The sequence below is a fragment of the Endozoicomonas sp. SCSIO W0465 genome (assembly GCF_023716865.1).
Taxonomy (GTDB): Bacteria; Pseudomonadota; Gammaproteobacteria; order Pseudomonadales; family Endozoicomonadaceae; genus Endozoicomonas.
In genome coordinates, this window is the sequence record NZ_CP092417.1 from 1,959,312 (window position 1) to 1,979,710 (window position 20,399).

Sequence of the window (20,399 nt, forward strand, 5' to 3'; positions counted from 1 at the left end):
CCTGCTTTTCGCGTTTTTCTCCAATATCCGTCCCAGATTAGAGAAAAAAAGGGAAGAGTTTTTGCGGCTCTCTGGAATTTCAGGAAATATCAAAACGCACGTACAATCTAATTATGATTGCCTGATGCGTTTTTGGACGAGAACTAGTGAGCCGGTCAAATATATTGAACGACAGGTGTTTGAACCAGGGAGACCGGGTGAATTTGAAGTAACGGCCCATAGAGCTGAAGTAAAAATCTGCACTTGTGGTTGTCGGAATCAGGCTGAATTCCCGGAAGGTGTTACCGCTGCCGCACAATATGGCTCAGCCACACAGGCTATGGCCGTCTATCTTAACCAATACCATTTCCTGCCTTTTAAGCGCGTGTCAGAGTATTTTAATACTCTCTATAAAATGAGTGTAAGTGCAGGCACTGTCGCCAATTTTGTGGCCAGAACCTATGAAAATCTGGCTTCTACTGAAGAGGTTATTCGTGACGCCTTGCGGGAATCGTCTGTTGCCGGAGCCGATGAAACGGGTATGCAGGCCGAGGGCTCTTTGCACTGGCTACACGTTATGCGGGATGAACAATGGACGCTCTACTACTTGTCTGAAAAGCGAGGTCGTGAGGCCATGGACACGATGGGCATACTGCTAACATTTGCAGGCGTTCTGGTTCATGATCATTGGAAATCCTATTTTGCATATGCGGCAACTCACGTACTTTGCAATGCCCATCACCTGAGGGAGCTTTTGGGTGTTGTTGATAGGGACAGCAATCAACTGGCGTTGCGATTGATGAAGCTACTGAGGCTTTCCTGGCATTACTGCAAGGGCTTTAAGACCATAGGTATGCTACAGATGCCAAGTGTTGTCTGTGAACGAATCGAGAAGATTTATGACCGGTTGCTTCAGCGGGCTCTAATGAAAGAAGTCGTCTATATGGAGAAGCAACGAGAGGAGCTTAAGCGCAAGAAAGTCAAGAATACTAAAGCTTACAATCTCTTCAAACGACTCACTGAGTTCAAGGCTGAGACACTGCGCTTCATGTCAGATTTTACCATTCCCTTCGATAACAATGGCAGTGAGCGGGATGTTCGAATGGCCAAGTTAAAGCAGAAAATCTCAGGCTGCTTCAGGAGTGCAGACGGTGGTTCTATGTTTGCACGGATTCGCAGCTATTTGTCGTCTGCCAGAAAACAGGGAATGGACATATATCAATCACTTCATAGAGCTGTTCGGAATTACTGTAATATGCCTTTGCTCAGTGCTGAATAGTTACCTTTTTTGTTTGCCAAGCTTAGCTTAGACAAGCCCATATAAAACTTTGTGTCTTCGTGTCTTTGTGGTTCAAGGCTTTTTTAGAGCACAATGCTGCTGAAAACAAAACCGGCAATCACCGAGAACACAACCGACATCAGACCCGGCAGCATAAAGCTGTGGTTAAACACGTATTTGCCAATACGAGTCGTGCCAGTGCTGTCAAAGTCGATAGCTGCAATGATCGGACCGTAGTTAGGTACAAAGAAGTAACCGTTAACCGCCGGGAACATGGCAACCAGGGACGCTACTGGCAAACCGAGAGCCACACCCAGGGGCATCAGTGTCGACGTGGTTGCACCCTGGCTGTTAACCATCACAGACAGAACAAACAGTGCGATGGCAAATGCCCATGGAGCACTTTGAACCAGGTCAGAGATACTGCCTTTCAGCAGCGCATCGTGAGCACCGAAAAAGCTGTCGCCCAGCCAGGCAATACCGAAGATAGCAATGATTGCCCGCATACCCGCTAGGAGGCTGTCCGAGAATAGCCTGATTAAGTATAATCAGGCATCTTCTGCCCACTTTGTTGTTGCCGAAACGGATGTCATCAATCAAATTCAAAGATAACCCTGCTGATTTTGACCAGCACCTGATGTTCCCATCGAACATCTTCGACCTGCTGCCACCAGATCATGATTGCTTCGTTTTTGAAGATATCTTCAAGCATATCGACACCTCTGAAGTGGAAAAGCAGTATCACCATCTTGGCCAGAATGCCTACCACCCACGACTGATTATATCGATCCTGATCTATGCCTATAGCCATGGTGTGTTCAGCTCCAGGGAGATTGAACGGCGCTGCAATCAGGACTTGGCTTTCATGTATATCGCCAAACAGCACTGCCCAAATTTCCGGGTGCTCAGTGACTTTCGTAAAAACCAGGCCACCTTTTTTAAAAGCAGTTTCAAACAGAGCGTGCTGCTCGCCCGGGAACTACAGATGGCCTCGCTGGGCCACATCGCTCTTGATGGTTCCAAATTCAAAGCCGACTCATCAAAGCATAAGGCCATGAGCTACGCACGACTTAAGGCCAAAGAAGCTGAATTAATGGCTGAAGTTGAGGCCCTGATTAAAAAAGCCGAAACCAGTGACAGTGAAGAGGACGATGCTTATCAGCAGGAGACTGGCTACAGCATTCCTGAAGACTTGCAATTCAAGCAGGAACGGTTAGAGAAAATCCAGGAGGCCAAAAAAGCGCTTGAAGAACGGGAACAGGCCCTGAATCCCGATAAGCCGATAGACGACAAAAAGCAAATCAGCTTTGCTGATCATGATGCCAGGATCATGGGTAAAAAAGGCAGTGGCTATCAGTACAGTTATAACGCCCAGATCAGCGTCGACAGCGATAATGGTATCATTGTTGGCCAGCACATCAGCCAGCATGCCAATGACAAGCAGGAAGTAAAGCCTGCACTTGAAGCCATTGCAGAAGCAACAGATAACGCGTCCATTGGCAAAATGAGTGAGGATAATGGCTATTACTCAGGGCCCAACCTGCAAGCGTTTGATGATGCGAACATTGACGCTTACATGGCTACGGATCGACAGGAGAAGCCTGCAACAGAGGGACTGGAAGACTCTGACAGAAAGTTTGTCAAAGCGGATTTTATTTACCATGAAGCAGACGACAGCTTTACCTGCCCTGCCGGTGAGAAGCTGATTTATAACACGGCTAGCAAAGCAAAACACAAAAGCTACCGCGTCAGTAAAGATATCTGCCGGGATTGCCCGTTACGTAAAAGGTGCAGTGGTGACAACAAAGACCCGGGGAAAGTGATTCGCACAGACCGCCACGAAGCCATACGCCAGGCGATGAACCGCAAAATGGAAACCAAAGAGGCCAAAGCGGTTTATGAGCGTCGCAAGGTGATTGCGGAACCGCCTTTTGGCCAAATCAAGAACTCAGGATTCAGAGGGTTCAGTGTCCGGGGTAAGGAAAAAGTGGCTGGAGAATTTTCACTGGTCTGCAGTGCTTATAATTTCAAAAAAATTGTCAAATCGGTTTCAACGGGATCAATCCGTCTTGAAGAAGCAAAAAGGCTTAAAATGGCAGCATAAAGGCAAGCAAAAGGGTAAAAAACGCAATTTTTACCCCAAAACAGGCTAAATTTAGGTCAATATTTGATCAGCCAAGAAAATGCTGAAGCTTTCGTTTTTTCAATAGCTAGTTCTCGGACAGCCTCCTAGGAATACATCACCACGGCTTGCTTCACCAACATCAGCTTTACCCAGCCATACAATCAGTGCAGATACCGCCAGCATGATGATTTCAATGGTGTGAGCCATGGACATGGCTGAGCCATTGAACTGAGGACGTAAAGCAGGAATAGCCCCCATTACAACGACCATAACGGCGCCTAACAGGAACAGCAGAACGGAGATTTTCGCGCCCGGCTTCAGTTCAGCAACAGAAACCGTGGTCGTCTCTTCCATCTTGCGTCGAAACTCCGGGTCTTCCATGCGGCGCTGAAATTCAGGGTCATCCTTCAGCTCTTTACCCAGCTTATTGCTCACCAGGGCAGCCAGGAACAAGCCAACAATCGTTGCAGGAATCGTTATTCCCAAAATCTGTCCCAGGGTAATGTCATACTTTGTGGACATAATAGTCAGCATGGCAACGGTGGCCGCTGCAATCGGGCTGGCAACAATACCTACCTGAGAGGCGATTACCGCCATGGACATAGGGCGCTCCGGGCGAACACCAGTACGGCGGGCAACTTCTGCAATAACCGGAAGTACAGAGTAAGCGACGTGACCCGTACCGGCAAACATGGTGAAGAAGTAAGTGACCGCCGGCGCAATAAAAGTAATACGCTTTGGATTTCTTCTGAGAATACGTTCAGCCATTTGTACCAGGTAGTCCATACCACCGGCAGCCTGCATACAGGCGGCAGCTGAGACCACTGCCAGAATCATCAACATAACGTCAATCGGCGGAGACGTCGGCTGAATACCGAAAACAAAAGAGAGAATGGCAAGACCAACACCACCCATCAAACCAAGACCGATACCCCCGATACGTGCACCCACCAGGATGCACAGAATCACGACGGCCAACTGCAGCCAGATCATAATTACCCCCAAACCGTTCTGTCGAACAGTTTAAAAAATTTAAAAATAAGAAAAATAAGTAGGGGCTCAGTCTACAGCAGATAATTTTTATACCAATTGACTTGCAGCAACACTTCATTAAACATCAATGATTTATAAATATCATTTCCAAAAAATAGCAAAAATTATCAGACATTCTTTTTCTTTAACAATAAGCGACAAGTAACCTGTCAAAACTGAAATCCGGGCAGAGCATCAAGCAATGTTTTGGTAATTTCTCAAAAACTGCTGGCAGCACCACACGGAAGATGACGTGAAGCCTCCTCAATCAGGTTACTCAATCTCGGAAATAACCCATCGCCCATTAGTCGGCTTTTCAGATAATCCCAAAAAGAGAGACCATACAGGCGACACGTTTTTTTCAGGCTGGCAAAGGTGTCGCGACATTGCCGCCCCAAATCGCTTCGCGTCCCACTACTGATCTTTCGTCGTTTAACATATTCTCGTATCTGACTCTCGCTCAGGTTGTTGTGCAGCGGTAAGCTCGGGTCATCCAGAACCAGTAATAGCTCTTCCTTGATTACAGCCAACCCTGACAGAGCATCCTGAAGAAGCCCACTGCACGTTTGGGTTTGGATCAGCGCCTGGAACCCCTGTCGTACTTTTATTGCCTTTTTTTCAGTTGGCTCTGTCTTGAAGTCTTTAAGGTCATCGTAAATGGCCCAGAACCATGTCCGAAGCCATTTCTGAGCCATGGCCTGCTGATCATTGACCGGATGAACTTTTGCCAGCCCTCGCTCTGCATGTATCCAGCACTGGCTGTGTTTGAAAACGTCGAACTGCCTTGCCCCATCACTGAAGGTGGTAAGATGTCCTGCTCCATGCTGTATCAGGCTGCCATAAATCATGGCTTCACTGGCCTGCTGGCGCCGTCTACCAGTTAGTCTCAGGTCTTTCATACATTCTTCCCAGGCTTCATGGCTCAGGAAGGTGACGCCTCTGTATGGATTAAGAACGCGTAGCCACTTTTTGGGGTAATCCAGTTTTTCCAGATAGATCAAGGCATCGTCGGTGAACGTGTAAGTTGACCATGGGCGGTGCAGTAGGCTTACGAAATTTTCCCGGCTTTTGCTGTCTGTGCTCTCGAACCAGGCAAAGGACTCGTTATTGATGATGGTGCAGTAACCGTTCTTCCCCTTATGCCTTGTTCCCGTGTCGTCTGTCTGGATATAACTTGAACAGCGAATACCTGTAGTCAACAGCTCATCTTTCTCAGCATGGAACTGCTCGTGTCCTTTCGTCAGAAGCTGGCTGAGTTCCCCGCTGGAAATAGAGATTCCAATGTCCCATAGCCAGTCCAGCAGTTCTGGCTGGGTAACGGAGCAACCATGATACTGGTGCAGAACGTAGGCCTGCAGCATTGGCCCGTAATGATGTCCATGAAGGCTGGCTGGCGGTTTGGCCGTAATGGTTTGTCCATCGGGTGTCACCCATTGCTCTAAAAGATATTCAATACTGGATGTTTGTATTGTCAGTTCCTGAACATGAAAAGGGGTGGTTCCATTCCTGATTGATCCCTCCGGAACATCAGTGGCAGCAATGGGTATGGATTTTTCCGCCGATGGCTTTCGGGGCTGTTTACGCTGCTTTCTGGTTTTCTCGTTGGGCTTCTTAACCTTCTGCTTTGACGAGGTGTCTGGGCTGGCTCCATCGTTACCCTCAGGAGCGGATGGATCTCCATCAGGGCTGCCGGTGTCATCATCGGGAGGTTTGGTGTTTGGTTTGATGTCAGGCTTTGCGGGCAGTTTTTTTAGACGACGAATCTCTGCTTCAAGCAATTCTATCTGCTCTTTGAGCTGAATGATCTGCTCTTGCTGCTGAGTGATGAATCTCAGTAGATCTTCAGGTTGTAACTGCTGGTGTTCTAGAAAAGCCATGGTGAGAGGATAGACGACTGACCGAAATTATCCTGCTTCCAGCACTTTTTGAGAAATTACATGTTTTGTGCATCATTCTCTTAATAACGCAAATAAACCATAGACGTTTATATAGATGCCAATATTGAAATTAGTATAAGAACGTCTATACCCCTCTCAAAGAAAAATGCTTGAAACAGTGCTGAATTATAAATAAGCAGTTTTTAATCCACAGCAGTTCAATAGGTAGTTCTCGTCCAAAAACACAACCAATTGAAAACTGTAGATTTTATCCTGAAAAATTAAGTGGAGCCCTACTGCTATCTGGCGACTAAACTTCCCAAGAGCAAGAAACATAAGGGATTGCCAAAAACAGAGGACTCCAAATGCGCAAAAAACGCAACCCGCAGTGTAGTATGGAACTCCATTACGTACCTCATGAAATCTGCTCCCAGCTTTCCGGTATCTCGCAATGGCTTGACGCCCATCCACAGTTCAATGACTGGATTTATGAGGACTTAAGTTCTGGTGATAAACAGAACACTGGGCGGAACGGACTATCAGCAGAATCCGTTCTTCGTGCGGCACTCCTGAAACAGTATTTGAATTGTGATTATGACTACTTGTCGTTTGTTTTGATGGACTCCATGCTCTTTCGAGACTTTTGTCGCCTCGAACCAAACCAGCGCCCCAGTCGCTCCAGTTTGCATGGGCTCATCAGCCTTCTTACTGCATCTACATGGGAACGGATTAATAACTGTCAGCTAGTTCTCGTCCAAAAACGCATCAGGCAATCATAATTAGATTGTACGTTCGTTTTGATATTTCCTGAAATTCCAGAGAGCCGCAAAAACTCTTCCCTTTTTTTCTCTAATCTGGGACGGATATTGGAGAAAAACGCGAAAAGCAGGCAGAAAACATCCTCCCACCATGCTGGAAAGGTACTTTCATGTAGCGTGGAGGTGGCTATCAGGATGGTGCCGGGTGTCTGGCCAGAATCACCAGGTTGTAACAGACCACCGATAACCAGCAATGAGAATCAAAACGCTCAGAACCCTTGCAGTGGCAACGTGATAGCCCAAAACATCTCTTTAGCCACGAAATTCCCGCTTCAATACCTGCCCGGAAGCGAAAGAGCGTTTTATACACATACTGACTTTTAGTCATCTCTTCGACTTCAAGTCCGCGCTTCTTATTAAAAGCTACATCGCTGATTCCCATGGCCTTGGCTTTTTCCAAATTAGCGCGACACGCGTATCCGCCGTCACCGCTTGTCTGGCGAGGTACACGACCATAAATTTCTTTTTGTCTTTCCATCATCGGAATGAATTGGTCCGAATCCGCTGGGTTACCTTCCTCAATAACCAGGTCCAGGATCAATCGACTTTTTCCCTGAACCAGGTTCAGTTTATGGCCATACTGTACTTGCCGCCTGTCTTTTACGATGATATCCGTATGGGGTTCATACAGGCTAACCACTTTTTCCTGGGCTGGCACCTTTTCACCCTTAAAGACCCTGCGCTCTGTCTGGGAGACTATTGCATCCACCAGGGGTAACAGGTGATCCACATCGGCCTGCCACTTGTCGGCATCATCAGCCAGGAGACACTGCCCCTGCTGACGGGCGTTTGCTAGCGTGACAGTAGCTTCGATAAGTACCTTCCGGGATTTTCGGGTCAACTGCAGCAGTTTTTTATAATGCTGATGCCGCTCTTCTTTGCCAGCGTAGATGCATTTTCTGGCCGCATCTTTTACGGCTCGGTTGTGATGGGTATATTCATAAAGCGGTGTCGCTGTCAGTGTTTGTCCCCGTTCCAGCAGCCGACAAATTTCTTTAACGGAACTGGCTAAAAGATCACTGTCGCAAGGAGGTTTGATATCCGATTCGGTGACTGTGCTGTCAATAGCCACAGTGCGCCCTTTTTCAATACCCTGATCTTTAGCGGTCATTAGCTGACAGTTATTAATCCGTTCCCATGTAGATGCAGTAAGAAGGCTGATGAGCCCATGCAAACTGGAGCGACTGGGGCGCTGGTTTGGTTCGAGGCGACAAAAGTCTCGAAAGAGCATGGAGTCCATCAAAACAAACGACAAGTAGTCATAATCACAATTCAAATACTGTTTCAGGAGTGCCGCACGAAGAACGGATTCTGCTGATAGTCCGTTCCGCCCAGTGTTCTGTTTATCACCAGAACTTAAGTCCTCATAAATCCAGTCATTGAACTGTGGATGGGCGTCAAGCCATTGCGAGATACCGGAAAGCTGGGAGCAGATTTCATGAGGTACGTAATGGAGTTCCATACTACACTGCGGGTTGCGTTTTTTGCGCATTTGGAGTCCTCTGTTTTTGGCAATCCCTTATGTTTCTTGCTCTTGGGAAGTTTAGTCGCCAGATAGCAGTAGGGCTCCACTTAATTTTTCAGGATAAAATCTACAGTTTTCAATTGGTTGTGTTTTTGGACGAGAACCAGCTAATGACCGCTAAAGATCAGGGTATTGAAAAAGGGCGCACTGTGGCTATTGACAGCACAGTCACCGAATCGGATATCAAACCTCCTTGCGACAGTGATCTTTTAGCCAGTTCCGTTAAAGAAATTTGTCGGCTGCTGGAACGGGGACAAACACTGACAGCGACACCGCTTTATGAATATACCCATCACAACCGAGCCGTAAAAGATGCGGCCAGAAAATGCATCTACGCTGGCAAAGAAGAGCGGCATCAGCATTATAAAAAACTGCTGCAGTTGACCCGAAAATCCCGGAAGGTACTTATCGAAGCTACTGTCACGCTAGCAAACGCCCGTCAGCAGGGGCAGTGTCTCCTGGCTGATGATGCCGACAAGTGGCAGGCCGATGTGGATCACCTGTTACCCCTGGTGGATGCAATAGTCTCCCAGACAGAGCGCAGGGTCTTTAAGGGTGAAAAGGTGCCAGCCCAGGAAAAAGTGGTTAGCCTGTATGAACCCCATACGGATATCATCGTAAAAGACAGGCGGCAAGTACAGTATGGCCATAAACTGAACCTGGTTCAGGGAAAAAGTCGATTGATCCTGGACCTGGTTATTGAGGAAGGTAACCCAGCGGATTCGGACCAATTCATTCCGATGATGGAAAGACAAAAAGAAATTTATGGTCGTGTACCTCGCCAGACAAGCGGTGACGGCGGATACGCGTGTCGCGCTAATTTGGAAAAAGCCAAGGCCATGGGAATCAGCGATGTAGCTTTTAATAAGAAGCGCGGACTTGAAGTCGAAGAGATGACTAAAAGTCAGTATGTGTATAAAACGCTCTTTCGCTTCCGGGCAGGTATTGAAGCGGGAATTTCGTGGCTAAAGAGATGTTTTGGGCTATCACGTTGCCACTGCAAGAGTTCTGAGCGTTTTGATTCTCATTGCTGGTTATCGGTGGTCTGTTACAACCTGGTGATTCTGGCCAGACACCCGGCACCATCCTGATAGCCACCTCCACGCTACATGAAAGTACCTTTCCAGCATGGTGGGAGGATGTTTTCTGCCTGCTTTTCGCGTTTTTCTCCAATATCCGTCCCAGATTAGAGAAAAAAAGGGGTAACTGTTCAGCACCCCCACATAAATCTGGAATTTTCTGATTTTTATAGTAACTGTTCAGCACCCCCACATAAATCTGGAATTTTCTGATTTTTATACCATCCTCTTAAGCACCATTTTTCCACAATATTCGCCAGCATGATTCCAGAACTACCCGCAACTATGTCGGCTGAGATTCTCTTGAAAGAGAATGCAGAGCTGCGGATGAGAGTTGCCTGTCTGGAAGAGCGATGTCGAGAATTGGAAGAAAAGGTTGGCAAGAACAGTCAAAACAGCAGCAAGCCGCCATCGTCTGATGGTTATCAAAAACCTTGTAAAAACAGTAATTCTCCAGATCATTCTGACGACCTTTCCGCAGATAAAGGTACCGATCCATCGGATGAAAAACCCAATCCTAAAAGTCTGAGACAGTCTTCTGGTAATAAAGCCGGTGGAAAGAAAGGGCATCAGGGCACTTGTCTTAAACAGGTCGATATCCCTGACTATATTGAGTACCTTCCGGTTAAAGAATGCAATAAATGTTCAGGCGTCTCTTCTTGATAGTGAGCCGGTCAAATATATTGAACGACAGGTGTTTGAACCAGGGAGACCGGGTGAATTTGAAGTAACGGCCCATAGAGCTGAAGTAAAAATCTGCACTTGTGGTTGTCGGAATCAGGCTGAATTCCGGAAGGTGTTACCGCTGCCGCACAATTGGCTCAGCCACACAGGCTATGGCCGTCTATCTTAACCAATACCATTTCCTGCCTTTTAAGCGCGTGTCAGAGTATTTTAATACTCTCTATAAAATGAGTGTAAGTGCAGGCACTGTCGCCAATTTGTGGCCAGAACCTATGAAAATCTGGCTTCTACTGAAGAGGTTATTCGTGACGCCTTGCGGGGAATCGTCTGTTGCGGAGCCGATGAAACGGGTATGCGGGCCGAGGGCTCTTTGCACTGGCTACACGTTATGCGGATGAACAATGGACGCTCTACTACTTGTCTGAAAAGCGAGGTCGTGAGGCCATGGACACGATGGGCATACTGCTAACATTTGCAGGCGTTCTGGTTCATGATCATTGGAAATCCTAATTTTGCATATGCGGCAACTCACGTACTTTGCAATGCCCATCACCTGAGGGAGCTTTTGGGTGTTGTTGATAGGGACAGCAATCAACTGGCGTTGCGATTGATGAAGCTACTGAGGCTTTCCTGGCATTACTGCAAGGGCTTTAAGACCATAGGTATGCTACAGATGCCAAGTGTTGTCTGTGAACGAATCGAGAAGATTTATGACCGGTTGCTTCAGCGGGCTCTAATGAAAGAAGTCGTCTATATGGAGAAGCAACGAGAGGAGCTTAAGCGCAAGAAAGTCAAGAATACTAAAGCTTACAATCTCTTCAAACGACTCACTGAGTTCAAGGCTGAGACACTGCGCTTCATGTCAGATTTTACCATTCCCTTCGATAACAATGGCAGTGAGCGGATGTTCGAATGGCCAAGTTTAAAGCAGAAAATCTCAGGCTGCTTCAGGAGTGCAGACGGTGGTTCTATGTTTGCACGGATTCGCAGCTATTTGTCGTCTGCCAGAAAACAGGGAATGGACATATATCAATCACTTCATAGAGCTGTTCGGAATTACTGTAATATGCCTTTGCTCAGTGCTGAATAGTTACTTTTATACCATCCTCTTAAGCACCATTTTTCCACAATATCGCCAGCATGATTCCAGAACTACCCGCAACTATGTCGGCTGAGATTCTCTTGAAAGAGAATGCAGAGCTGCGGATGAGAGTTGCCTGTCTGGAAGAGCGATGTCGAGAATTGGAAGAAAAGGTTGGCAAGAACAGTCAAAACAGCAGCAAGCCGCCATCGTCTGATGGTTATCAAAAACCTTGTAAAAACAGTAATTCTCCAGATCATTCTGACGACCTTTCCGCAGATAAAGGTACCGATCCATCGGATGAAAACCCAATCCTAAAAGTCTGAGACAGTCTTCTGGTAATAAAGCCGGTGGAAAGAAAGGCATCAGGGCACTTGTCTTAAACAGGTCGATATCCCTGACTATATTGAGTACCTTTCCGGTTAAAGAATGCAATAAATGTCAGGCGTCTCTTCTTGATAGTGAGCCGGTCAAATATATTGAACGACAGGTGTTTGAACCAGGGAGACCGGTGAATTTGAAGTAACGGCCCATAGAGCTGAAGTAAAAATCTGCACTTGTGGTTGTCGGAATCAGGCTGAATTCCCGGAAGGTGTTACCGCGCCGCACAATATGGCTCAGCCACACAGGCTATGGCCGTCTATCTTAACCAATACCATTTCCTGCTTTTAAGCGCGTGTCAGAGTATTTTAATACTCTCTATAAAATGAGTGTAAGTGCAGGCACTGTCGCCAATTTTGTGGCCAGAACCTATGAAAATCTGGCTTCTACTGAAGAGGTTATTCGTGACGCCTTGCGGGAATCGTCTGTTGCCGGAGCCGATGAAACGGGTATGCGGGCCGAGGGCTCTTTGCACTGGCTACACGTTATGCGGGATGAACAATGGACGCTCTACTACTGTCTGAAAAGCGAGGTCGTGAGGCCATGGACACGATGGCATACTGCTAACATTTGCAGGCGTTCTGGTTCATGATCATTGGAAATCCTATTTTGCATATGCGGCAACTCACGTACTTTGCAATGCCCATCACCTGAGGGAGCTTTTGGGTGTTGTTGATAGGGACAGCAATCAACTGGCGTTGCGATTGATGAAGCTACTGAGGCTTTCCTGGCATTACTGCAAGGGCTTTAAGACCATAGGTATGCTACAGATGCCAAGTGTTGTCTGTGAACGAATCGAGAAGATTTATGACCGGTTGCTTCAGCGGGCTCTAATGAAAGAAGTCGTCTATATGGAGAAGCAACGAGAGGAGCTTAAGCGCAAGAAAGTCAAGAATACTAAAGCTTACAATCTCTTCAAACGACTCACTGAGTTCAAGGCTGAGACACTGCGCTTCATGTCAGATTTTACCATTCCCTTCGATAACAATGGCAGTGAGCGGGATGTTCGAATGGCCAAGTTAAAGCAGAAAATCTCAGGCTGCTTCAGGAGTGCAGACGGTGGTTCTATGTTTGCACGGATTCGCAGCTATTTGTCGTCTGCCAGAAAACAGGGAATGGACATATATCAATCACTTCATAGAGCTGTTCGGAATTACTGTAATATGCCTTTGCTCAGTGCTGAATAGTTACAAAAAGGGAAGAGTTTTTGCGGCTCTCTGGAATTTCAGGAAATATCAAAACGCACGTACAATCTAATTATGATTGCCTGATGCGTTTTTGGACGAGAACTAGGTAGTAAAGCAATGCAAGCAACCCATGTCAGCTTCATCCCGGCAACCAATCAGGCAATCATCAGACAAGGCACAACCAATGCGGATGCCCAGATAAATAGCGACCATCAGAGTTCACGGTCCCGGTTTTCAAACTGGGTTGTCAGCAATCCAAAAAAAGTGCTGGCATCTACCCTTGGTCTGGCGGCTGCGGGTGTTGGAGGCTATTTCCTGACAAGAGAACTCATGCTCTCCCCAAATGCAGGCAGTTCAGCAATAGCCAATAGCAATATTTCCCCAATCAATCCAGCGTTCAGCCTGTTACCCAGCCAGAGCTTAAGCCCCACAACTATTGAGTTGATGGCAAAATCAGTCTCAGAATTGCCGACATCGGTGACAGAGCCCCCCCCGACTACGCCGGACTGGTATAAGGCATTAACGTCAACAGCGCAACCTTCTTCAGACAGTCTGCAACCGTTAACTCATGATTCTTCCACCAGCCTGCCTGCCCTGCCATCACAGAGCATTACAATGGCAATGGCACCTGACAGCCAGTTACCCACTGAGCGGCCAACTCCGTCAACGATCACCCCATCGACAGTAATGAACAACCATCAAAAATCCACGGTAGCCACGCCTGAAAAGAAAGCAGTAGAACCGATCGTAGAGCGACCTTATGCAGAATTTGAACCAGCGGGCTATCTGGCATTTAGCGACACCGACTTCATAGGCAGGGCTTATGGCGAATCCAGGGCAATCAAGAGAAAGATTGCGCGCAATCTTCCACAGGATGTTCATCTGATTGCTTATACCTCCGGCAACCCTGAACGAACCCGTGAAATATTCCAACCTGCTCTTAACGACACAACGCGTCTTCATATTTTAAAAGTATCCGGCAATTCGGTGACCAGATACTGGGCTCGGGACGGCCTTCCCATACCGGTTTATGGCGAAAATGGGAGTCTTGTCTTGGTTGACGCGAAATACTATAAACGTTTTGAGCCTGATCAGGCAGTTGCCAACTTTTTCAACGCTACCCTGTTGTCTCATCCATATCTATTTGAAGGTGGCAACTTGCTTGCTGACAGTAAGGGCAATTGTTTTACCGTTAACAACAAATTAATGTTAAAGCAGTCAGGCTTCAATGATGCAGTATTCAGAAAATACTATGGCTGTAAACGGCTCACCCGACTGAGAAACAAGACAAAGGTGGGTCATGTAGATGAAGTAATAAAAATCATTGATGACCAGAATATCATCACCGACCGGCCACCTTATCGGCCAATCCTTCGCAGGCTCGGTTATAAGGTTACCATGATGCCCAGGGCAAAAGGTAGACATGCCAGTTACCTCAACAGTGTGATCATTAATGGCAAGGTATTTGTCCCCGTGTATGGGGATAAAAAGGCAGACAAAAGGGCAATGGACATCTACCGGAGTTTTGGCTTGAGGGCTTATAAGTTCAGGAGCAATACGCTCTCTCATTCCTTGATGGGGTCCATTCATTGTTCGATGGTGACGTACCCTAAAATCGGCAACAACAAGCCAGAAACTTCCGGTATGTCGTGAAAGGCTGTGGTAAAAAAATGCCGAACAGCAACTTTCACGTTACCTTCCGGGAGCTTGCCGGAAACAACTCACCGGAAACAACTCACGGTAATTACACCGGAGAATCTATATCAACAAACTCATGCACAATGCCCGTTTCATCATGCAGCCAGCGAGCCAGTGCCTGAACGCCATAACGCTCGGTAGCATGGTGGCCAGCGCTAATATAATGAATGCCATTTTCCCTGGCAAAATGCACCGTTGACTCTGAAATCTCACCACTGACGTAAGCATCTACCCCCAGGTTCAGCGCCTTATCAATCATGTTTTGGGCAGCGCCGGTGCACCAGGCGATGGTTTTGATGGGATGGTCCCCTCCGGCAATGACCAGTGGATCTCTTCCCAGCTTGCTGGAAATGTCCTGACGCAGTTCATCCAGAGACAGCTTTCGCCCTGTGGTACCCCAATTACCAACAGACAATTTGGCGCCCGGTTCCATTCCGCCCACTGCATCCCAATCCATCAGGCGGGCAAGTTCGGCGTTATTGCCAAAGACCGGGTGGGCATCCAATGGCAAGTGATAGGCGACCAGACTGATATTGTTAGCCAGCAGGGTTTCAATGCGCCGACGTTTAATACCCGTAATCACGGCCTCTTCACCACGCCAGAAATAGCCATGATGAACCAGAATGGCATCTGCCTGCAGCTCAACCGCACGATCAATCAGCGCCTGACAGGCGGTAACCCCCGTGACTATCTTCTTTATCGGGGAGTCTGCGGCCCGGCTGGCATCGACTTGAATGCCGTTAGGGCAGTAGTCTTTGAAAAGACCGGGCTGTAATTCCTGATCCAGTAATGCCACCATTTCTTTTAATGTCATATCCTGTGATGTTGGCGCCATCGGTTCTCTCCCCTTATGCATCGCTGTATATTAGATTCTGTTGACTCATTATAATCACATAACTGCATTTCCCATGGGCTCCGAATGAAAAAACTGCTTAAGTCGGTTGGCTTACCCATCCTTATCGGACTGTTCACTGCGTTCACGGTTCTCCTGATCAAGCCAGAGTTAGGTGGTCTTTCAGAAAAATCCCGCAACCGACTTATTGAGCAGTCATCCAGAATTTTCAATTTTACCGGTCAGGTTTCCTACAGCGATGCGGTAAAAAAGGCAGCGCCTGCTGTGGTCAGTATCTCTACCAGCAGCCTGTCACAGCGCGGTGACAGCAATCTGCCGCTGCCCCAGAGAACCCATACCCGTAACACCCCCGAAGGCTCCGGCGTTATTGTCGACCCGGAAGGTTATATCCTGACCAACCACCATGTGATTCAGAATGCAGCCAGGCTGATGATTACCTTGCGCGATGGCCGGGAGGTCAAAGCCACTATTATTGGCACTGACCCGGAAAGCGATCTTGCTGTGTTAAAAATCGACCTGAAAGATTTGCCCTATCTGGACCTGGTGGACTCTGGCAGCGCAGAAATTGGCGATGTGGTTCTGGCCATTGGCAACCCGTTCGGACTGGGACAGACCGTGACCATGGGCATCATCAGTGCTACTGGCCGGAATGACCTGCAACTGAATACCTATGAAGATTTTATTCAGACCGATGCTGCCATCAATATCGGCAACTCCGGTGGTGCCCTGGTGAATGCCTATGGTGATCTGATTGGCATCAGCACGTTGTTATTTTCCCGTGGTGGTGGCAGTGAAGGGGTTGGCTTTGTTATTCCCTCTAATATGGCCCGCTTTGTTATGGATTCCATTATCAAATACGGTCGTGTGATTCGGGGTTGGCTGGGTATTGAATCGCAGCCACTCAGCTCGACACTGGCAGAGGCCTATGGTGTCAGCACAAAAATTGGCATTTTAATTACCGGGGTTTATGAAGATGGCCCGGCGGACAAAGCTGGTTTGAAACGCGGCGATATTCTCACCGGTATTAATGGCCAGAGCACACGGGATGGCCGCAAGGTAATGAATATGGTAGCCCGTATTCCACCGGGGCAGCAGATGACCATGCAGGTGTTAAGAAATGGAGAAGCAATTGAGTTAACAGCACAGGCAACCACACGACCGAAGATTGTTAACTGAAAATATAGAAAACCAGCTTGGAAACCTAATATCAGTATCTAATCGTTAATTCGATATTCTGCTGAACGTGCATGGGCGGTCAGTGACTCACCTCTGGCCAGAACAGAAGCCACTTTCCCCATTTTTGATGCCCCTTTTGCAGAAAACTGAATCACTGAAGAGCGCTTCTGGAAGTCATAAACACCTAATGGCGAAGAGAATCGAGCGGTTCCTGATGTGGGTAGCACATGGTTCGGACCGGCACAGTAATCTCCCAGGGCTTCTGCCGTGTATCTGCCCATAAAAATAGCACCGGCATGGCGTATTTTTGGTAACCAATGCTCAGGTTCTGCGACAGACAACTCAAGATGTTCCGGTGCAATACGGTTCACCAGCTCGCAGGCGGATTGCAGGTCAGGAACGGCAATCAAAGCGCCCCGCTTATTAAGCGATGTTTTGATAATATCCCGCCGCTCCATGGTTGGCAGCAGTCGATTGATACTCTCCTGAACCTGCTCCAGAAAGCCCCGGTCCGGTGAAATCAGAATCGCCTGGGCATCTTCATCATGCTCCGCCTGGGAGAAAAGGTCCATGGCGATCCAGTCAGGGTTGCTTTGACCATCACAAACCACCAGTATTTCTGACGGGCCGGCAATCATATCTAGGACTTACGCATTGACAACAGGCTCTAAAATTTGATAATGCCAAAAAACAGATGTCTTCAGGGATGAAAGTGAGAACTACCACTCGACCGACCACTGCACGATGCACTCTTGCAAAATACATTGGCTTTTTGATTAGTGAGCCAAAATCATCAACATGCACAAGACTGGCCGAGGTTACCGACTTTTCTCACGATAGCGCAAACCGCTTTCTTAAGCGTGAAAACTATCAGCCCAAAGATATGTACGATGAAGCAGTCAAAAGTTTAAACCCTATTGGCGGCACCCTGAGCGTTGATGACAGCGTGCTCGACAAACCTTATAGCTACTCCGTGGCACTGGTTGGCCACTTTTGGTCGGGTAAACATCACCGAGTGGTTAAGGGAGTTAACCTCATCACCCTTTATTACACCGACGTATCCGGGCGCCATATGCCGGTGAATTACAGGATATACGACAAATCGGAAGACAAGACAAAAAACGACTACTTCCGTGAAATGTTGATTGAAGTGCTGGTATGGGGGCTGAAGCCAGCGTTCGTTACCGGTGACTCCTGGTACAGCTGCACGACTAACCTGAAGACGATTAAAAACCATCAGACTGGGTTTATGTTTGCCGTTGAGAAAAACAGGACAGTATCACTGGAAAAAGGTAAATGGCAGCAGGTTCAACACCTCGACATCCCCGACAATGGTCTGGATGTATGGCTCAAAGACTTCGGTAAGATCCGGTTGTTCAGGACGATGCTAAAAGACCAGCGTCGCCACTACGTGGTTTACTTGCCAGAGGAAGTCCCTTTTGAACGCAATGACTTCAAGCAGATCCATGACCAGCACTGGCAGATCGAACAGTTTCACAGGGCGATCAAGCAGGTTTGCCATATTGAGCACTTTCAGGTTCGCAGCGAACGACCCGTCAGAAACCATATATTTGCTGCAATTTTAGCTTTTGTTTATCTCCAGAAAATGCAGATAGAGCAGGAGTTTACGAATATTTATCAGCACCAACGGGGGCTGTTTAAAGAGACAATAGGCGCTTTCATTGAGAGTTTTGCAAAGGGGAAGGATCACCTCCTACCAAAATTTATCGGTGTCATCAATGCGTAAGTCCTAATATCGATGCCAACCTGGCCAAAAACTTCCCGCTTGGCGGTAGCGACATAAATATTGCCGGGACCGACAATTTTATCCACCTGTGGGATCGTTTCCGTACCATAAGCCAAAGCGGCCACTGCCTGTGCACCACCAATGGTAAACACCCGGCTGACTCCGGCAATTGCTGCCGCTGCCAGTACCAGCTCATTCAGCTCTCCTTCTGGCGCGGGAACCACCATCACCACTTCTGGCACACCGGCAACTGCAGCGGGTATGGCGTTCATTAATACTGATGATGGATAGGATGCACGGCCACCGGGAACGTACAGACCAACCCGATCCATCGGCATAACCTGCTGGCCAAGCAACGTGCCATCACTCTCCCGGTAATTCCAGGAGTTCTGCTGCTGATGCTGATGATAATCACGAATTCGGTTAGCGGCGGTTTCCAGCGCTGCCCGCTGCTCAGGCTGAATACAATTGAGCGCCTGTTGCAGGCGATCAGCATCAAGAGTCAGTTCATCCACACTGGTCACATGGCGTTTATCAAAACGACGGGTATATTCCATGACGGCCTGATCTTTCTGCTTGCGCACCTGATCAATAATGGCTTTGACCTGCTCTTGGATGCTGTTGTTTGACACTGAATCCCAGGCCAGTAGGGCGTCCAGCTGAGATGAAAACTCCGGACTGCTGAAGTCCAGCTGAATGGGGGTTGCTATTTCTGATATTGCCGACATTACACCATTTCCTCAACAGCACTGGCTTCTTCTATGGTTCTGGACAGCTGAGCCAGTAACTGACCAATCAGCCTGTACTTCACTTTCATGGATGCCTTGTTGACCACCATTCTGGAACTGATCTGCGCAATCAGCTCCTGAGGCTCCAGACCATTTGCCCGCAGGGTGTTGCCAGTATCCACCACATCAATAATGATGTCTGCCAGACCAACCAGTGGCGCCAGCTCCATGGAGCCATAGAGTTTAATGATATCAGCCTGAATACCCCGGGAGGCGTAGTACTGCTTGGCAATATTGACAAATTTCGTGGCTACCTTAAGTCGGCCGCAGGGTTTTGGTGCCCCAACTTTTCCCGCCGTCATCAATTTGCACCGGGCAATGTTCAGATCCAGAGGCTCATACAGTTCCGAGGAGCCATATTCCATCAGTACATCCTTACCGGCAACGCCCATATCAGCAGCGCCGTACTCCACATAGGTTGGCACATCGCTGGCCCGGACGATCAACAGATTTACATGGGGATGGGTGGTGCCAATCACCAGTTTGCGACTTTTATCCGGGTTTTCAGCAGGCTCAATACCTGCAGCTTGCAACAGCGGAAGAGTTTCTTTCAGGATGCGCCCCTTGGACAGCGCAATGGTGATCTGGCTCGACATACTTCTCTCAGGCTTCCTTACTTATAATGCGTTTTTAAACAATGGCGAAGGTCGAAGAACTGTACAATCAAGAATCTATGAGTCGTTATTTATCGTTTGTCCAGTTATTGGTATTTACCGATAACGCATCCTGCCGCCAAAGAGTATCACCAGTCAGGATGCTCTTGGCGAACAAGACGGGATAATAACATAGATACAGGGAGATGTGCTTAGGAGGGGCAGCAATGTTAATAGAAATTTAACTTGTGTCGTTTAATATTGGCGAGCTCATGCTGTCGCCCGACCAATATCCTTTAAGGCCAAAGCCAACAGTACCTTTCCCCGTTTCCATGCTCCGCGTGGGAATGCGTACCGGAACTCGCCAAATCTGAAAGAGCTTGTGTTTACCCGATATTTAAGCACTGCAAGGTAAGGTTGTTCATTCAAGGTGAGGAGGATAGGGGGCTTGGTAGGGGGTAAAAAAAACCGGGCCGATAAAGCCCGGAAAGAACGCA

The 20,399-nt window shown here is 47.8% G+C and carries 21 protein-coding genes and 1 pseudogene; 14 read left to right on the forward strand and 8 right to left on the reverse strand.

The window, feature by feature from the left end; all coding sequences use genetic code 11:
* Positions 1 to 124: 124 nt before the first annotated feature.
* Positions 125 to 1,258, forward strand: coding sequence for an IS66 family transposase (locus MJO57_RS08485; protein ID WP_252024489.1), 1,134 nt, complete (start codon positions 125 to 127; stop codon positions 1,256 to 1,258).
* An 83-nt stretch (positions 1,259 to 1,341) separates the two neighbouring features.
* Here MJO57_RS08485 and MJO57_RS08490 read toward each other — a convergent pair whose 3' ends face one another.
* Positions 1,342 to 1,764: an anaerobic C4-dicarboxylate transporter family protein gene (locus MJO57_RS08490; RefSeq protein WP_252024491.1), complete on the reverse strand. Its 423-nt coding sequence runs from the start codon at positions 1,762 to 1,764 to the stop codon at positions 1,342 to 1,344.
* Positions 1,765 to 1,844: 80 nt separating this feature from the next.
* Between MJO57_RS08490 and MJO57_RS08495 the strand changes: the two genes are divergently transcribed.
* A complete protein-coding gene (locus tag MJO57_RS08495) occupies positions 1,845 to 3,362 on the forward strand; it encodes an IS1182 family transposase (protein WP_252017502.1) in 1,518 nt (505 codons plus the stop codon).
* A 99-nt stretch (positions 3,363 to 3,461) separates the two neighbouring features.
* On the opposite strand, the gene MJO57_RS08500 is transcribed toward MJO57_RS08495, so the two are convergent.
* Positions 3,462 to 4,376, reverse strand: a complete 915-nt coding sequence (locus tag MJO57_RS08500; protein WP_252024493.1) for an anaerobic C4-dicarboxylate transporter family protein — start codon at positions 4,374 to 4,376, stop codon at positions 3,462 to 3,464.
* 257 nt (positions 4,377 to 4,633) lie between these two features.
* Positions 4,634 to 6,292, reverse strand: a complete 1,659-nt coding sequence (locus MJO57_RS08505; RefSeq protein ID WP_252017470.1) for a transposase — start codon at positions 6,290 to 6,292, stop codon at positions 4,634 to 4,636.
* Positions 6,293 to 6,657: 365 nt separating this feature from the next.
* Here MJO57_RS08505 and MJO57_RS08510 point away from each other — a divergent pair, with 365 nt between their 5' ends.
* Positions 6,658 to 7,071 carry a transposase gene (locus tag MJO57_RS08510; RefSeq protein ID WP_252024495.1) on the forward strand — a complete coding sequence of 138 codons (414 nt, stop codon included), beginning with the start codon at positions 6,658 to 6,660 and terminating at the stop codon, positions 7,069 to 7,071.
* A 169-nt stretch (positions 7,072 to 7,240) separates the two neighbouring features.
* Here MJO57_RS08510 and MJO57_RS08515 read toward each other — a convergent pair whose 3' ends face one another.
* Entirely contained in the window at positions 7,241 to 8,602 is a 1,362-nt protein-coding gene (locus MJO57_RS08515; RefSeq protein WP_252017318.1) for an ISNCY family transposase, read from the reverse strand.
* Positions 8,603 to 8,727: 125 nt separating this feature from the next.
* Here MJO57_RS08515 and MJO57_RS08520 point away from each other — a divergent pair, with 125 nt between their 5' ends.
* From MJO57_RS08520 to MJO57_RS08560, 9 genes are all read left to right on the forward strand, one after another.
* A complete protein-coding gene (locus tag MJO57_RS08520) occupies positions 8,728 to 9,726 on the forward strand; it encodes a transposase (RefSeq protein WP_252024497.1) in 999 nt (332 codons plus the stop codon).
* Between the two features lie 249 nt (positions 9,727 to 9,975).
* The gene (locus tag MJO57_RS08525) at positions 9,976 to 10,377 is read left to right on the forward strand and encodes a DUF6444 domain-containing protein (protein ID WP_252024499.1); all 402 of its coding nucleotides are present in this window, start codon (positions 9,976 to 9,978) and stop codon (positions 10,375 to 10,377) included.
* Positions 10,325 to 10,567 (forward strand): hypothetical protein, encoded by a 243-nt coding sequence (locus tag MJO57_RS08530; RefSeq protein ID WP_252024501.1) that lies wholly within the window; start codon positions 10,325 to 10,327, stop codon positions 10,565 to 10,567. The genes MJO57_RS08525 and MJO57_RS08530 overlap by 53 nt, the downstream gene beginning before the upstream one ends.
* Complete coding sequence (locus MJO57_RS08535; protein ID WP_252024503.1) at positions 10,551 to 10,796, forward strand: hypothetical protein; 246 nt, start codon at positions 10,551 to 10,553, stop codon at positions 10,794 to 10,796. Before MJO57_RS08530 ends, MJO57_RS08535 begins: the two co-directional genes overlap by 17 nt.
* Positions 10,797 to 10,888: 92 nt before the next feature.
* Positions 10,889 to 11,488: a transposase gene (locus MJO57_RS08540; protein ID WP_252024505.1), complete on the forward strand. Its 600-nt coding sequence runs from the start codon at positions 10,889 to 10,891 to the stop codon at positions 11,486 to 11,488.
* A gap of 50 nt (positions 11,489 to 11,538) precedes the next feature.
* Positions 11,539 to 11,805, forward strand: coding sequence for a DUF6444 domain-containing protein (locus MJO57_RS08545; protein WP_252019928.1), 267 nt, complete (start codon positions 11,539 to 11,541; stop codon positions 11,803 to 11,805).
* A gap of 350 nt (positions 11,806 to 12,155) precedes the next feature.
* Positions 12,156 to 12,452 carry a transposase gene (locus MJO57_RS08550; RefSeq protein ID WP_252024507.1) on the forward strand — a complete coding sequence of 99 codons (297 nt, stop codon included), beginning with the start codon at positions 12,156 to 12,158 and terminating at the stop codon, positions 12,450 to 12,452.
* Positions 12,442 to 13,047 carry a transposase gene (locus MJO57_RS08555; protein ID WP_252026988.1) on the forward strand — a complete coding sequence of 202 codons (606 nt, stop codon included), beginning with the start codon at positions 12,442 to 12,444 and terminating at the stop codon, positions 13,045 to 13,047. Before MJO57_RS08550 ends, MJO57_RS08555 begins: the two co-directional genes overlap by 11 nt.
* Positions 13,048 to 13,311: 264 nt before the next feature.
* Entirely contained in the window at positions 13,312 to 14,700 is a 1,389-nt protein-coding gene (locus MJO57_RS08560) for an agmatine deiminase family protein (protein ID WP_252024521.1), read from the forward strand.
* A 91-nt stretch (positions 14,701 to 14,791) separates the two neighbouring features.
* Here the strand turns inward: MJO57_RS08560 and MJO57_RS08565 are convergent, their stop codons facing one another.
* Complete coding sequence (locus MJO57_RS08565; RefSeq protein WP_252024532.1) at positions 14,792 to 15,559, reverse strand: Nif3-like dinuclear metal center hexameric protein; 768 nt, start codon at positions 15,557 to 15,559, stop codon at positions 14,792 to 14,794.
* Between the two features lie 105 nt (positions 15,560 to 15,664).
* Here MJO57_RS08565 and MJO57_RS08570 point away from each other — a divergent pair, with 105 nt between their 5' ends.
* Entirely contained in the window at positions 15,665 to 16,774 is a 1,110-nt protein-coding gene (locus MJO57_RS08570; protein ID WP_252024535.1) for a S1C family serine protease, read from the forward strand.
* Positions 16,775 to 16,812: 38 nt separating this feature from the next.
* On the opposite strand, the pseudogene hisD (MJO57_RS08575) reads toward MJO57_RS08570, so the two are convergent.
* Positions 16,813 to 17,418 (reverse strand): annotated as a pseudogene (hisD, locus tag MJO57_RS08575) (histidinol dehydrogenase); the annotation flags it as partial.
* Between the two features lie 68 nt (positions 17,419 to 17,486).
* Here hisD (MJO57_RS08575) and MJO57_RS08580 point away from each other — a divergent pair.
* Positions 17,487 to 18,521, forward strand: a complete 1,035-nt coding sequence (locus MJO57_RS08580) for a transposase (protein ID WP_252026884.1) — start codon at positions 17,487 to 17,489, stop codon at positions 18,519 to 18,521.
* On the opposite strand, the gene hisD (MJO57_RS08585) is transcribed toward MJO57_RS08580, so the two are convergent.
* Together hisD (MJO57_RS08585) and hisG are read right to left on the reverse strand one after the other, a co-directional pair.
* On the reverse strand, positions 18,482 to 19,249 hold the full coding sequence (gene hisD / locus MJO57_RS08585; RefSeq protein ID WP_371924805.1) for a histidinol dehydrogenase: 768 nt from the start codon (positions 19,247 to 19,249) through the stop codon (positions 18,482 to 18,484). The two genes, MJO57_RS08580 and hisD (MJO57_RS08585), sit on opposite strands and share 40 nt — an antisense overlap.
* Positions 19,249 to 19,905, reverse strand: a complete 657-nt coding sequence (gene hisG / locus MJO57_RS08590) for an ATP phosphoribosyltransferase (RefSeq protein ID WP_252024537.1) — start codon at positions 19,903 to 19,905, stop codon at positions 19,249 to 19,251. Before hisG ends, hisD (MJO57_RS08585) begins: the two co-directional genes overlap by 1 nt.
* Positions 19,906 to 20,399 lie beyond the last annotated feature (494 nt).

What these genes read in the sequence shown, in the direction of transcription:
- MJO57_RS08545 (WP_252019928.1), top strand. Translation starts at nt 11,539, where the DNA reads ATGATTCCAGAACTACCCGCAACTATGTCGGCTGAGATTCTCTTGAAA.
- MJO57_RS08565 (WP_252024532.1), bottom strand. Translation starts at nt 15,559, where the DNA reads ATGACATTAAAAGAAATGGTGGCATTACTGGATCAGGAATTACAGCCC.
- MJO57_RS08570 (WP_252024535.1), top strand. Translation starts at nt 15,665, where the DNA reads ATGAAAAAACTGCTTAAGTCGGTTGGCTTACCCATCCTTATCGGACTG.
- MJO57_RS08515 (WP_252017318.1), bottom strand. Translation starts at nt 8,602, where the DNA reads ATGCGCAAAAAACGCAACCCGCAGTGTAGTATGGAACTCCATTACGTA.
- MJO57_RS08490 (WP_252024491.1), bottom strand. Translation starts at nt 1,764, where the DNA reads ATGCGGGCAATCATTGCTATCTTCGGTATTGCCTGGCTGGGCGACAGC.
- MJO57_RS08485 (WP_252024489.1), top strand. Translation starts at nt 125, where the DNA reads ATGCGTTTTTGGACGAGAACTAGTGAGCCGGTCAAATATATTGAACGA.
- MJO57_RS08535 (WP_252024503.1), top strand. Translation starts at nt 10,551, where the DNA reads ATGGCCGTCTATCTTAACCAATACCATTTCCTGCCTTTTAAGCGCGTG.
- MJO57_RS08495 (WP_252017502.1), top strand. Translation starts at nt 1,845, where the DNA reads ATGTCATCAATCAAATTCAAAGATAACCCTGCTGATTTTGACCAGCAC.
- hisD (WP_371924805.1), bottom strand. Translation starts at nt 19,249, where the DNA reads ATGTCGGCAATATCAGAAATAGCAACCCCCATTCAGCTGGACTTCAGC.
- hisG (WP_252024537.1), bottom strand. Translation starts at nt 19,905, where the DNA reads ATGTCGAGCCAGATCACCATTGCGCTGTCCAAGGGGCGCATCCTGAAA.
- MJO57_RS08510 (WP_252024495.1), top strand. Translation starts at nt 6,658, where the DNA reads ATGCGCAAAAAACGCAACCCGCAGTGTAGTATGGAACTCCATTACGTA.
- MJO57_RS08525 (WP_252024499.1), top strand. Translation starts at nt 9,976, where the DNA reads ATGATTCCAGAACTACCCGCAACTATGTCGGCTGAGATTCTCTTGAAA.
- MJO57_RS08505 (WP_252017470.1), bottom strand. Translation starts at nt 6,292, where the DNA reads ATGGCTTTTCTAGAACACCAGCAGTTACAACCTGAAGATCTACTGAGA.
- MJO57_RS08540 (WP_252024505.1), top strand. Translation starts at nt 10,889, where the DNA reads ATGATCATTGGAAATCCTAATTTTGCATATGCGGCAACTCACGTACTT.
- MJO57_RS08500 (WP_252024493.1), bottom strand. Translation starts at nt 4,376, where the DNA reads ATGATCTGGCTGCAGTTGGCCGTCGTGATTCTGTGCATCCTGGTGGGT.